Origin of the sequence: Streptomyces atratus, assembly GCF_014648655.1 — a bacterium.
In the GTDB taxonomy this organism is placed as follows: Bacteria; Actinomycetota; Actinomycetes; order Streptomycetales; family Streptomycetaceae; genus Streptomyces; species Streptomyces atratus.
Window position 1 is genome coordinate 1 of sequence record NZ_BMRN01000032.1, and the last position, 13,510, is coordinate 13,510.

The following is a 13,510-nucleotide window of genomic DNA, read 5'->3' on the forward strand; positions in this document are numbered from 1 at the left end:
ACTCCCGCCTCGGCCAGATCAGCCCGATCGCCTACGAACAACGATCAACTACGCTGGCCACCGCCGCATGACAACCGGTGTCCACGATCAAGGGGAAAGCCCCTCCCTACCAGGTTGGATAGTTCCACGGATGCCTACGCCGGACGGCATATGCCAAGCTCCCCTCCGAGCCGCCGGGCCCACCCCAGCCCCCGGGGCCGCCGCCGTAATCCCCCGGACGGCTGCGGCCCCGTGTCGGTCCGGAGCGCCCGGCGGTTCTCCAAGACCCCTTGTGCCGAAGGCCAGCGCACGCCGCCCTCGGGGCAGCCGACGCTCGCAGGACCGGCAGGCCGGCACGCAGCTCCGCGCGGGGCAGCCTGCGCGAGCCCCGCAGCGAGGACGACCGTCACCCGGCCGCGGACCGGGTCATATCCCCCCGGGGAACGGCTCCTCACGCCGGGCGCTGTCGAGCATTCTGCGCAGGAACTCCATGAAGGGGCACGCCGCCGTCCATCCGCATCCGGTCCGGCTCCTCGTCGTGGTACCAGACGTGGACGCGGTCGTCACCCTCGTGCTGGAGCGAGAGCAGAGCGAAGTTCGCGTACCCGTCATGGCCCATGACCGGCATCATCCTCGTCATATCCGCGACGCCCGCGTTCTCCTCGTGCCAGCCGTCGTGCAGCCAGCGGGTGTAGACCGTGTGCGCCCCCGGAATGGAGTAATTGTCAATTCCTGTGGATCGGTGGTGCGCTTCAGCCTTCCTCGGGCTTCTGACCGTTGGCTTCGAGGAGGTGGCGGAGACGTCGGATCTCGGCGATCAGGCGGGGAATGTCCTGGCGGGCGTTGGCGATGAAGTTGGCGTTCTCGTCCCAGCGTTCGTCTGCGACGTCGACATATCGTGGCTGCTGAACCAGGGTGGCGGCCACGATCTGCCGGTGGTCGAAGTCTGGCCAGCGTTCGCCGGCTCCGGTGTCGGGGACAGTGCTGATGGCGACGAGGCTCATGGCGAAGTCGTCGTCCAGTTGGCGCACGTGCCAGGGGCCGGGAGTCGCAGCACTGGCAAGCTCCTCGATCACGGCGAGTTCCTCGTCGGTCAGCGGATTGGGGGTGTCCATCAGGCTGCCCGCTCCTCGCGCTCAACGAGCTGACCGCGTTTGAAGCGGGCTCCGGCCCGGACAAGGGCAACGAGGTGGGGTGCGTTCACGGCTCGCCAGCGGGCCTGAGCGGACTCGATTAGCTTGAAGGCCATGGTCAGTCCGGCCGCGCGGGAGCCGGCGCCCCTGGTGACCTTGGTCCGCAGACGCACGGTGGCGGAGGTCGACTCGATCGGGTTGGTGGTCCGCAGATGGATCCAGTGCTCGGCGGGAAAGTCGAAGAACGCCAGGAGTTCGTCCTCGTCGTCCGTGATCCGCTTGACGACCTTGGGGTACTTGGCCCCGCAGGCCCGTTCGAAGTCGCGTACGGCCCGGGCCGCGTGCTCCTTGTCCTCGGCGTTGTAGATCTCCTGGATCGCACGCTTGGCCGCGGGCTGGGCTGACTTCGGCAGCGCGTCCAAAACGTTGGCGGTTTTGTGAACCCAGCACCTTTGATGGCGGGTGTCGGGGAAGACCTCGCTCAGCGCGTTCCAGAAGCCGAGAGCGCCGTCGCCGACGGCCAGGACCGGGGCCCGCATGCCCCGGCGGGCGCAGTCCCGCAGCAGGCCCGCCCATGCCTCCGACGACTCGCGGTATCCGTCGGTCATCGCGATCAGCTCCTTCGTGCCGTCCGCGCGTACCCCCATCAGCACCAGGACCGCGGCCTTCGCCTCCTCCAGGCGGATGCGCAGGTGAACGCCGTCCGCCCAGACGTACACGTAGTCCGTGGCGGACAGCTCCCGGTCCATGAATGCCGTGTGGTCGGCCTGCCAGTGAGCAGTCAGCCGCGTCACGGTGGCGGGCGAGAGGCCGGCCGAGGATCCGAGAAACTGCTCCAGCGCGGGCACGAAGTCGCCGGAGGACAGGCCGTGCAGGTAGAGCAGCGGCAGTACCTCACTGATCTTTGGGGACTTGCGGCACCAGGGCGGCAGGATCGCCGAGGAGAACCGCTTGCGCTCACCCGTCGTGTCATCGACGCGCTTATCGTTCACGCGCGGGGCCCGCACCTCGACCGTCCCGGCGGCCGTGGTGACCTTCCTCGGCTGGTGGTAGCCGTTGCGCACGACCAGGCGGCGACCGTCGCCGCCCCGTTCACCGGCCAACTCGGCCATGTCGCTGTTGACTTCGGCTTCCAGCGCGGCGGCCAGCATCCGCCGGGCGCCCTCGCGGACGATCTCGTCGATCAAGGAGCCGTTTGGCGTGGAACCGTCAGCATTGACTACCGTGAGCACGGGCGTACCTTCCCGACCGACGCGCCAACGTCGGCCTACTCGATGACCATCACAGGATCATTCGGGAAGGTACGCCCTTCGCGTTGCCTCCCCGACACCGATCCACAGACATCCGAGCTTGGTAGGAAGTCAAGCTGCGAGCGTCACCGGCGCCGTGGACGCGGCGGGGAACGCCTTGCCGGGATCGAACTTCTGCCCGGTCTGCAGGCAGTGGTAGAGGCACCCCAGGAAGCGGTTGAAGACGTTGCGCATGGCGGCGGTGTGCCGGTCCCCAAGGTCCCGGCGTCGGTCGTATTCGGCCTTGACCTGTGAGGAGGGCAGTGCCCCGAAGATCCATACGTAGCCTGCGGCGGTCAGCCGCTGGTTCTTCACCCGCCGGTGGCGCACGAGGTGGCTCTTGCCGCTGGCGATGGTGACCGGCGCCGAGCCGGCATACGCCTTCAGGGCGCGGGCGTCGGCGAAGCGGGTGCGGTCGTCACCGATCTCGGCCAGAACGCGTGCGCCGGTGAGCGGCCCAATCCCGGGGAAGCTGCCCAGGATTTCGGCGTCCGGATGCGTGGCGAACGCCTCGGCCGCAGCCTCGGCGAGGTCGTCGGCCGCCCGGCAGGCGGCATCCAACTGGGCCACCAGCGCGAGGGTTTGCCGCCCCATCGCCTGCTCGATGAGCGACGGCTGGTGCAGGTATTCGCCGGTGAAAATGGTGCGCAGCCGTTCCGCCCAGACCTCGATGTTCCGCTGCCGTCCGGATCTGCGCAGGGCGGCCCGCAGTTGGGCATGGGTCAAGCGGGCGGCGGTGTGCGGGTCGGGTGCCACGGCGAGGACCGCGCGGGCCTCCCGGGAGTCCAGGCCCACGCCGCGGACGGCGAACGCAGCGAGGGCGGCCAGGTAGTACTGCTTGAGGTGCGAGCGCAGCTGGTTGTTGAGCTGGGCTCGGTTCCACACCGTGTCCTGCTGGGCGCGGGCGAGAACGGCGATCGCCCGTACCAGTTCGGAGTCGGCGGGCAGGGGCCGGTGCACGTCGGCGTCGGTCCGCAGGAGGTTGGCCAGTGTCATCGCGTCGGCGTGGTCGGACTTCGCGCGGGCGCTGCGGTGCCGCTCGCGGTAGCGTGCCACGGCCATCGGGTTGATCGAGTACGCCTTGCGGCCGGTGGTGCGCAGGCAGGCGAACAGCAGGCCGCGGGCGGTCTCCACCGCGACCGGTATCGGGGCTTGAGCGCAGTCACCGGCTTCAGCGAGCAGGGCAAGCAGCTGGCGGAAACCGCCCGCGTCGTCCTTGATGCGCTGCTTGGCGACCAGTTTTCCCGTCTCGTCGACCAGCGCCACGTCGTGGTGGTCTTCCGCCCAGTCGATCCCGCAGGTGATTGTCAACTTCAAGCTCCCTACTCTTCGTGCTCGTCCTGGTGTGAGCCTGCGCAGGGCGCGCCGCGACCTAATAGGAGGGCTCGACGGCCCGACATCCGATGAGCAGTTCGCAGCCCCAGCTCCCCGCACGGTCCCCGGTCTCTGGAAGGAGCTCGGCGGCTCGCGTGGTGAGGGAGAGGTGGCCGTACGGACGGCTCAGGTCACGATCATGACGTCATCGTGGAGATGTTTGACGCGCTTCGGCAGGTGCACGGTGACGGGGCCCTCTGCCTGTGGAGAGGAGTCCGGCTCCAGGCCTTGAGTAGGGGTCACCCGTCACCGTGCACAGCTATTAGGTCTTGAGCATTGCTCGGACCGGGGCGTGATCTCGTCTCTGCGATCTTGTGGTGGCAGGACAGGTGTTGGCGCGGTATTGAGGCTGCTGCGGACTCTGGAGACCTCGCGATGATCCGTCTCCGTGACGTTGGGGCAGTGACAGAGGTGCAGGAGGCGTATCAGTGGGTCTCCGATCACCGGGTCAATATGGATCGTGCCTTGCGCTGACCAACGGGGTGCCGGTCATCTCACGAACAAGAGCTGGTTATGGCTGAATATGGGCTGCCGCTCTCCTTACGACAGCAGAACTCGTTTGCGGAGAAGTTGGAAGCCGGCTCGGCCGAACATCTGGCGCTTGAGCATCTTGATCCGGTTGACGTGTCCTTCGACGACGCCGGAGTTCCAGGGCAGGGTGAGGCCGGCGATGACGGCGTCACGGTCGCGGTCGATGCCTGCGGCGAGGGTGTGGAGGCTGGGCAGGTTGTCCTTGCGGACGGCGTCGAGCCACTCCGGTAGCCGTTCGCCCTCGCGCTCGGTGAGCATTCGGGCGAAGGACCGGACGTGACCGGTGAGGGCGTTCAGCTCCGGGCAGTGGGCCAGCACGGCCTTGAGCCGCATCTGTTCGCTCTCTGTGAGGCTTTCGGGGTGCCGCAGAATCCACCCGGAGACCGTCCGAGGGGTCGGCGGCCGGGCGGAGGCCGTTCCGGGTGAGAGGCGTTTCTCCCGTAGGTAGGCGCGGACTCGCTGGTAGCTGCCCTTGTAGCCGAACGGCACGATCTCTTCCCACAATGCCCAAGCACTGGTGCATCCCTGGTTCCAGCGGTCGTCCAAGTAGGGCTTGTATTCATCAAGGACGGTGGGGCGGTTTTGCCACTGCCCCTGGAAGAGGTCTTCGGGGGCGGCGGCGTCAGCCAGGCGCTTGACGGTGCGGTGGGTCATGTGGAGCCGGCGGCCGATTGAGCGTCGACTGTGTCCTGCCGCCAGCAGGGTGTGGACAGTGGCGTGCCTGTCCCGAATACGGTCGGCGAACCGGTGCCCTGTTGGCCATGGTGATCCGGTCATCTCCTTGGGCGGTGGAGCCGCAGCATCTGACTCGGCTGGCTCACGAGCCAGGACTCCAAGGCAGCCGCGGTGCTGGGAAACGCACCGCTCGGCAGCCTCGCTCGGGTTGTGCCACAAGTGCCATCTGCCTGCGACTTGCACGGCCTGGGGCGCCCCGGCGGTGGCTCCTTCCGCGAAGAACGGTGCGCGGTCGCGGCAGACGACCTCAATGCCGGGGCGTTCGGCCAGCCAGGCGGCCAGGCTGGATGCTTCCCGGTCGGGCAGCAGGTCCACCGGCCGCCGGGTTTCGACGTCGACCAGAACGGTCCCGTAGAAGCGGCCCTTGCGCGTCGCGTACTCGTCGACGCCGACCACCCGCGGCACCGGTGGTTCGGGATCGGGCAGGGCCTTGACCAGCCGGAGCACAGTGCTGCGGCTGACGGACACTCCGAAGACACTGGCCATGCGGGCACCGGCCCGACCGGCGAGCGCGAGGCCGATCGCGGCCCATGTCGACCGCAGGCGCTCGGTCCACCGGCCATACCGCCGGGTCAGCCCGGCTATCTGCTCGACAAAGGTCCGCCGTTCACACAACGGGTTCTCGCAGACGAACCGGCGAACCCGCAGGCATAGCCGAACCCGCTTGCCTGCACTGGGCACGTCAGCGGGAAACCGCAGATAGGAGCTGTGAACCCGCTCCGACCAGCCGCCGCACCCAGCGCACTCGGCCCCAACCATCGTGCACCGAGTCTCGATCCGTATCGCCTCATTGCTCACGTCGACCGACAGCACCGCAATGTCCCGGACCGACGAGAACAGCAGCTCCTCCAACCGGAGCACCATCTCTTCCACGGACCCGAACTGTCAGCCATCCAAGATCGCCACTGATCATTTTCAGGCAACTTCCCGAAAGCCAACACGACCCCCGACCGTCACTCACAGTGCCCCCGTGACGGAATGTGTGCCGGAACCCGTACTCGTCGATACCGGGATGGGGACGCCGCAGGCGCCTCCCAAATCCATCGAGAAGCGCCTTCACTGCTGCTCGATAAAGCCACCGGCATGACCGTCGAGAACACGGAGGACCTTCCACTGTAGGAGGTCCTGCGTGCCCACGGTCTCCAACACGGGTTGCCCCTTCTCGGTACGCCACCACCGTCAGTGGGACGCCATGGTGAAGCAGCTCGCCGGCGGCATGACCCTCATTCAGCTGATTCGCGGCTCCTGGGTCGACCCCGTCAGCCAGGAGGACTTCGCCGAGCGGATGATCCCCGTCCGGATCATGTGCACCAGCGAGCAGATCGTCGGGATCTGCAAGGAGACCGCCCGGTTCTACGACGAGTTCTCCGTGCTCGCCACCCTCGTGGCCACCGAGCCGGTGCTGGTCAAGCCCCCCGCACGCCAGCAGGCCCGCTTCATCGAACTGACAGGAGGAAAGACATGCCCAGCCCTGATCACGACAAGTACCGGCCGCCGGCCGAGGAGCGCTGGACCGACGACATGCGCACGGAACCCGTGCAGATCACCGTGCGCACCGAGTGGCTTTACAGTGAGTACAACCCGAAGGCTCTCCTTCCTGAAGGCCGTACTCGCCATCCGTTCTCGCGCAGCGGCAGGGTCACTGCCTCGGATGTGCCCGGCGTCTACGCGCACATGCAGGACCTCGCCGCGCATCTGCACCGCGCCGTAGCCGCCTTCGGCGACGACAAGGACCTCGTGATCGAGGTTCGGCTCGCCGGGGACGGCCCCGCCGTCCCGAGAAGGCCGAGCGTTCCGCGACGCCCGGCCCAGAGATCGTCCCTTCGGAACCCGCGTCCTGCCCACCGGCTACCGGGAGTCCCCGTTGATCGATCAGCAGCACTTCCAACTGAGAGTCTGCTGGCGCGAGGTGGAGCCCGAGACCGGCGAGGACCGCTGGGCCGTGGTGCGCACGGGCTCGTACCTCGCCGCTGACGGGACCTGGGAGCACGAGCTGCTGCCGTCGACTGGCTAGCGCGCTACAAGTTCACGCGTGAGGAGGCGTTGGGGCTTGCCGTCTCCTCCGCCAACGAGGTCGTGATCAACGGCCACACGCTCGCCCAGTGGGAGCAGCACTTCGCGTCACGTTCCGATGGTTGATGGAGTGACCCCCTCGACTTTGCCACCTACAGGCGTCGGCCTCCGGGTTCTGGGTCGGCGTAGCCGACCCGGGTGCGCGAACATCCGGCCCGTTTCCTGCTTGTACGCCGACGTCTCGTCAGGGGCAGCACCGGGACTCGGGGATGCCCCTGACGAGACGTCTTGCTGCCACGGGCCGGACGCGAGGGCGACACCGATGACCGATGTACCGAGCCACACCGATGAGACCCGTCGGTGCTTCGGTCGGGACACCCATCGGCCGTCAACCAGACACGTAGGGCCTTTCTTCTGGATCAGGCTGGATCAGGGAGCGGGGTCCGGTGCGTGTGATCGCAAGGCGGAGGAGGGAGACAACGCGGAGCGTTGGCGACCGACGGCAACGCGGCGAGCGCGCGTACCGGGGCACGCGACCCCAGCAAAATCCAATAGACAGGCCCTAGGCCGGCGCCGCTCGCCCGCGTCCGGACACCTGCTGTCCGTCCCCTCTCCTCACCCGCGCTTCGAGGACCAGTGGGCCAACTCGGCTTGCCCGTAAGGGAAGAGAGCAGCGTCCCTTGATGCTGCCTTCGTGGTCCTTATCCTCCCGCGCCGGTTCGTGGAGGCTCGGCTCGGACGCTTCCGCACCATCGCTGACAGGACCGGCCTGCCGTGCACGCTCACGAAAGCGCGCCCGATAAAGACGACCCGAAAGCCCCGAAGCCGCAATCGGAGCCGCGCGAAGAGCAGCGGACTCGGCAGTCCGCGGTACGCGGCGGCGGCATGCCCGACGTCCGGTCCATTCAACGATTGCAGCGAGGCGCGGGAAACGCCGCTGTGTCGCGGCTGCTCACGGCGCAGCGGCCGCCCTCGTCACCGTCACGGCAAGGGCCGCCGGGTGGAACGGCCAGCCCGGCTGGTTCCGCCGGTCCGGCGGGCATGGCCGTGCCGGCTGGTCAGGTGGAGCAGCCGGGGCAGACGGGTCAGCCGGGGTACGCGGGGCAGGCGGCGACAGGGGTCGCCGCGCCGCGCTTCGCCACCCCTCGTACAGGCGCACCTGGTACAGCCGATGCTCCCTCGGGCAGCCTATCCGCCGCCAACCCCCCTTCCGTCCGGCGAGCGACGGATGGCGAGAAACCGGGGCGGCCGCAACGGGACAGTCCACCCGCGAGCGCGTCGACACTGCCCGAGGGGCTCCCCCAGGGCGGTGCCGCCGCTGCCGCCGCCACGGTGGAAGCGCGCCAGAGCGAGCTACAGGCGACCCGTACGAGGGAGCGTCCCGCCGTATCGCTCCTGAAGAAGCAGCGCGAGGCCCGGAAACAGCAAGGAGAAGGAGGGAAAGGAAAAGAGAAAGGGGGTCGGGACCACGACCCACATGGCGGCCCGTCTCCCCGCCACGGCCCCGGCCGGACCGCCCAGGACGACGCGGTCGGCGCCGGTCACCGTGAGGGCAGCGGGTCGGAGGTCGACTTCGTCGACCTGGACCTGGAGCCGCTGCTACCGCCGTTGTGGGGGCAGTCGCCACAGCAGCACGAGACGGAGGTTCAGGGCTACAAGCAGGGACTGGCCCAGGACCGGGGCGTCGCCAAGGAGAAGGTGGAGGCCTTCACCGCGAGCCGCCGGGCCAGATCGGCGGAGTTGGCCGCCCTCGGACCCCAGTTGACGCAGCAGGTCCAGGCGGCCGACGCGGCGGCACTGGCGAAGATCGGATCCGCCGAGACCTCGAGTGTGGCGAGGGTGCAGGCCGCGGTGCAGGGTGCCCGGTCGCGAATCCGAGCACAGGCGCAGACGGCCCGGGGGCAGGTGACGGCCGGTCATGCGGCGACGGTCGCGGCGATGGGTACGGCCGCCTCGGGGGCGCGTACGGCCATGGACGGCGGATTCCGTACGGCGGGAGAGGCCGTCACCGGCAAGCAGAACAACCAGATCACCAAGCTCGGCGAGCTGTACGGCCACACGGAACAGCGGATCCGGGACGCCGCGAAGCATGCGGGGGAACTGGCGGCCGGCGAGGGCAGGAAGCGCGCCGCGCAATACCGCTCCAAGATGATCCACCGCGACGACAACTTCTGGGACGGTCCGCTCACCGACAACCGGTGCAAGGCGCAGGCGGAGGCCGCCACCGCGGTCGGCGATGCCTACAAGGACGAACTGCCCAAGGCGGCGGACGAGCCCATCGCCGACATGCAGAAGGGCAAGCCGGACGCCGAGAAGACGATCGGCAAGATCGCCGATGACGTCCGCGAGAGCCTGAAGACCGTGCTCAAGCAGTGCCAGGAGGGCCTGGCCGACGGGCACAAGCAGGCGTCGCAGGGCGTGGACGGCGCCAAGGCTGCCGCGCTGGCGGGTATCGGGCAGGCGCAGAGTTCGGCCGAGGCGAGCCTGACCCGGCTGCAGAGTGCGCAGATCGCGGCGGTCAGGGCCCAGGCCGCGCAGCAGCGGCAGGCCGTCCAGCGGAACGCGGCCGCGGCCACCGCCGCGATCGGCAAGGGCGTGACGACGGCGCGCGGCGGACTGGACCGCAGCCTGAGGAAGTTCGTACGGATCCTCGGCCAGGACGCGGTGCCCGATCCCCAGCAGCTGGAGGAGGTGCTGCGGGACACCGGCGCGCAGTTCGACGAGCGGCTGGAGGGCGTGGCGGAGCGGTTGCGCGCTCAGGCGGCCGGGGCCGGCAAGGCGCTGGCCACGGCGGCGGAGGGCGCGGCGCAGGGAATGGCGAAGACCGCCGGGGCCGCGGCGGAGTCGGCCGGGCGGACCGCGACGTCCGCCGGCGCGGCACTGAGCCATACCGCTTCGCAGACGGTGAGCGGGCTGCGGCAGGTCCAGCAGTCCTTCGCCGAGACCGCCAAGGCTATGCAGAAGGGCTGTGCGGACGCCGACAAGCAGGTCCTCGAAGGGTTGGACAAGGCGTACACGGAGCTCGCAGGCAAGTTCAAGGAGGGGGCGGACGGGCAGGTCAAGGCCATCGCCGAGGCCTTGGAGAAGGCGGCCACCGGGACGGGCGAGAAGGACATCCATCCCAAGATCACCGAAGAGGCGGACAAGGCGCGCGCCAAGGTCAAGCCTCGCTGGCACACCGTCCTCACCTTCATCGTCGTCATCGTCGTCGTCATCGCGCTGACGATCGCGCTCGGCCCTTTGGTCATCGGCGCCGTGACCGCGGGGGCCACGGCCCTCGGCGCCGGGGCCGCGGCGGCCGCGATCGGGACGATCGTCGGTGGCGCCCTCGTGGGCGCGGCGGCGGGCGCCGTCGGCGCGGTGGTGAGCAACGTGATGAACGGCGCGCCGGTGCTGGAGGGGGTCGGCAAGGCGGCCCTGTTCGGAGCCATCGGCGGAGCGGTCGGAGGCGGCGCGTCGGCCGCAGTCGGCAAGACCGCACTGAGTACGGGTGCCCGGGTCGCGATCGAGATGGCCGTCGAGGTGACAGTCGAGGTCGGCCTGGAGGCCGGGGACGCCGCCCTCAGCGGCCGGGAGTACAGCTGGCAGCAGGCGCTGCTGACCGCGGCCACGACGGTGGCGGTCACCGGGGTGATGGCCCACCCGCGCGTCCACGCGCTGACCGGCCGGGTCCAGACGGGCACGGAGAACCTCCTGGGCAAGATCGGCATCAAGGTCCCGTCGCCGGGGGAGGTCGAGGCCCCCGGGACTCCGGATACCCTCGGCGCTCCCAAGGTCGATGTCCCGTCCCCCGATGCCGCGTCCGCGCCCAAGACTCCGGACGCGTCCGGTCCGTCCCCCGACGGCGCCACCGGCGGAGCCCCTGACGGCAGGCCGCAGCCGGGCCGTGGCCCCGACGGCGTGACGTCCTGGGACGGCTCCCGTATCGACCCGACGGGCGGTCAGGGCAGCGCGGACGGCCCGATACGTCCTCGCGACCAGGACGCGGTCGAGGCGGAACTCCGCAAGGCGCTGGGCCCGTTGGGCGACCAGGTCGACGTCAGGATCGACCCCAAGCTGCCCGGCCGTACCGTGCGCGTCCACTACGACGTCGACGACAACGGCCTGATCACCAACGTCCGCATGGCCGCCGGCCCTTCCGCCACGCCCACCGACATCCGGCTCCACACCCCCACCGCCCGCACGATGATGCGCTACGGCGGGCTGTCCGGGCGCGTACGCCAGATGCTGCGGCAGGTGGGCGCATGGGTCGGCGTCCATGGCTCACCCCCGGTCGGCTCCCGCGCCTGGGAGGCCCGCCTCGAACTCCGCAAGCTCCCCGACATCATCGTCGACCGCGCGCGTGCCTACGCGGACGCCGATCCGGCGGCACGCGCCGAACTCGAATCCGAACTCGACTCCCTCATCCGGCAATTCGAGACCCATGCCGAGACCCTCAAGCAGTGGAACCTGGATCCGGGGCGGGGGTACGTCGCCGCCGAGAGTCCGGAAGTGGCCAACATCAGGAAGAACTGGAGCAATCTTTCCGAATTCGACAAGACTAAATGGCCGAACGGTTTCCCGACGCCGAAAGAGGGGGAGTTCTATCGCTTCATGTCCAAAGATAAGCCACCCCGGCTCGAGTTCCGCGGGAAGGTCACCGCACCGGACGGCAAGGTGACGACAGAGGTGCTCCACCAGTGGAACACGGAGACGGGCGCCGAGATACCCAAGGGGCAGACCACGCCGCCCAAGAGGTTCGACCCCGATACCTCCCAGGAAGACGCCTTCCAGAAATTGATCGACGAGAGTCCAGGGTTCGAAGGGTACGTCAAGGCCCTTGAGGAGCTGGGCATCATCACAGATCGCAGTGAGATGCTCCGCAACATGCCGGACGATCCATCAGGCATGACCTACGATGACGTGCGGCACGCCTTGAAGAAGGACTACAAGGACAAGATGCTCGATGAAATCAAGGATCACAAGACATTCTTGAAGATCAGTCAGTTGCTCGGCGTCAAGGACAAGGGAAATCTCGGCGAGCGATGGTTCGCGAAGATGGAGGGCTTCGAAGGGCAAAGCGGAGTTCTCAGCGAGGTGCGCATACCGAAAGATGTCGTCGACCCGCCCCTCTCGTCGTCCCGAAGGATCGACCACTTCAAGGACGGCACTCTGTATGAGATCAAAAACGTCGAAGCGTACGACTCGGAGATCAAAGCACAACTGGATGACTACCTCCGGCTTGTCCATACGGATGTTCCCAACCTGGGGAAGCCCAGCCGGCTACAGGTAGTCTTCCTCAATCCGAAGGGGCTGACCGAAAACGCTTCCTGGCTGCGGGGATTGCTACGGGACAACGAGGGGAAGCTTGAGGTAGGCGTCTACGACAAAGACGGGAAGAAGTGGCCGGATAAAGATCCCATCACGGATTCCATGCTCGACTTCAAGGGCAAGAACGGGAAGCTGAACGAAAAAGCTCAAAGACTTTTGAATTTCCTGGATGGCAAGAGCGACGCGTAACGCAACCGATCGACCGATGCGAACAGCGGAGAAGGGTAAGTCCCATGCAAGGAATGATCGCGATGGCACTCGAGGGGAAAGATGTCGTCAGCCTGGCGGAGTCCGCACGAGAACGCCACCTCTGGGGACCTGGGGCGACACCGGAGAATGTCGAAGTGGACTCCCTGCCGGCGAAGGCGTCGGAGCGCTGGATCGAGCAGTACTCGGATACAGGAAAGAGAGTTTCCGCGTACTTCGACGAGAATTACGAAAACTACCTCATCATGCATCCCGCAGCGAAAACGGTTCGGGCTTCCTTCAACTTTTCAGGCGACCTCCCGAAGCTAATCGAACTATTGAGTGATCTACCTTTCGAGGTTGCGTCATTCGCGCCGAGATATCGCGTCTGGTACAACAAGTACAGGGATATCCCGGGTTTCGGCGGATACCACTTCACGCATGGCTGGGCCTGCGCTTTCCGAGGGGACGGACATGCCCGCCTGGCTTCCCGCCGCTGGTTGGATCACGGGCCCTGGCGTCTGTATCGCGGAGCGAACGACACCTCCTTCGTGCAATTCCACGACCTCGAACTCGACGAAGATCTCGCGTACGCCCAGGCGAAATTCGCTCATCAGCGTATGGGCATTACGGACGAGGGTGGGTACCTTCAGTCGGACTATGTATACCAGGACGATATCCGGGGGTTCTACAATTCGGCGCGGCGCGTGCTCGAACTAGTCGTGATCGGCCGGACCGTCTCGGCGCGGGAAATGCGCGACGCGTGTGCGGCACGCCGAGACCAAGTACTCGGCCCGGAGCAGCCGATCGACAATGTCGCCTTCGTCTTCCTCGACCCGTCCGAGGCCGACACGCACGTACCCAGGCTGTGGCCGTACGGGTTGGAGTGCTGGACGATTATCAATGAGGTCAAGACCCGCCTGGACAGCGAAGAACCGCCAGAAGGGACAGGTGCCTGAC

The 13,510-nt window shown here is 67.7% G+C and carries 9 protein-coding genes; 4 read left to right on the forward strand and 5 right to left on the reverse strand.

The genetic code is table 11. The annotated features are described in order from the left end of the window. Positions 1 to 430: 430 nt before the first annotated feature. The 5 genes from IEZ15_RS32340 to IEZ15_RS32360 form a co-directional block, all read right to left on the reverse strand. Positions 431 to 598 carry a hypothetical protein gene (locus IEZ15_RS32340; RefSeq protein ID WP_189280539.1) on the reverse strand — a complete coding sequence of 56 codons (168 nt, stop codon included), beginning with the start codon at positions 596 to 598 and terminating at the stop codon, positions 431 to 433. A gap of 133 nt (positions 599 to 731) precedes the next feature. Then, positions 732 to 1,094, reverse strand: coding sequence for a hypothetical protein (locus IEZ15_RS32345; RefSeq protein ID WP_189280540.1), 363 nt, complete (start codon positions 1,092 to 1,094; stop codon positions 732 to 734). Further along, on the reverse strand, positions 1,094 to 2,344 hold the full coding sequence (locus IEZ15_RS32350) for an IS256 family transposase (protein ID WP_189280541.1): 1,251 nt from the start codon (positions 2,342 to 2,344) through the stop codon (positions 1,094 to 1,096). Before IEZ15_RS32350 ends, IEZ15_RS32345 begins: the two co-directional genes overlap by 1 nt. Before the next feature lie 129 nt (positions 2,345 to 2,473). Next, the gene (locus IEZ15_RS32355; protein WP_189280542.1) at positions 2,474 to 3,712 is read right to left on the reverse strand and encodes an IS110 family RNA-guided transposase; all 1,239 of its coding nucleotides are present in this window, start codon (positions 3,710 to 3,712) and stop codon (positions 2,474 to 2,476) included. A 603-nt stretch (positions 3,713 to 4,315) separates the two neighbouring features. Beyond that, a complete protein-coding gene (locus tag IEZ15_RS32360) occupies positions 4,316 to 5,914 on the reverse strand; it encodes an ISL3 family transposase (protein ID WP_189280543.1) in 1,599 nt (532 codons plus the stop codon). 256 nt (positions 5,915 to 6,170) lie between these two features. Between IEZ15_RS32360 and IEZ15_RS32365 the strand changes: the two genes are divergently transcribed. From IEZ15_RS32365 to IEZ15_RS32380, 4 genes are all read left to right on the forward strand, one after another. Further along, the gene (locus IEZ15_RS32365; protein WP_189280544.1) at positions 6,171 to 6,752 is read left to right on the forward strand and encodes a hypothetical protein; all 582 of its coding nucleotides are present in this window, start codon (positions 6,171 to 6,173) and stop codon (positions 6,750 to 6,752) included. Between the two features lie 153 nt (positions 6,753 to 6,905). Continuing rightward, positions 6,906 to 7,055, forward strand: coding sequence for a hypothetical protein (locus IEZ15_RS32370; protein ID WP_189280545.1), 150 nt, complete (start codon positions 6,906 to 6,908; stop codon positions 7,053 to 7,055). Positions 7,056 to 8,386: 1,331 nt separating this feature from the next. Then, positions 8,387 to 12,553: a hypothetical protein gene (locus tag IEZ15_RS32375; protein ID WP_189280546.1), complete on the forward strand. Its 4,167-nt coding sequence runs from the start codon at positions 8,387 to 8,389 to the stop codon at positions 12,551 to 12,553. A gap of 62 nt (positions 12,554 to 12,615) precedes the next feature. Continuing rightward, the gene (locus IEZ15_RS32380; RefSeq protein ID WP_194535979.1) at positions 12,616 to 13,509 is read left to right on the forward strand and encodes a hypothetical protein; all 894 of its coding nucleotides are present in this window, start codon (positions 12,616 to 12,618) and stop codon (positions 13,507 to 13,509) included. Position 13,510: the final 1 nt, after the last annotated feature.

Excerpts from the sequence above, each read along its gene's own strand:
- IEZ15_RS32345 (WP_189280540.1), bottom strand. The coding sequence starts at position 1,094 with ATGGACACCCCCAATCCGCTGACCGACGAGGAACTCGCCGTGATCGAG.
- IEZ15_RS32380 (WP_194535979.1), top strand. The coding sequence starts at position 12,616 with ATGGCACTCGAGGGGAAAGATGTCGTCAGCCTGGCGGAGTCCGCACGA.
- IEZ15_RS32340 (WP_189280539.1), bottom strand. The coding sequence starts at position 598 with ATGGGCCATGACGGGTACGCGAACTTCGCTCTGCTCTCGCTCCAGCAC.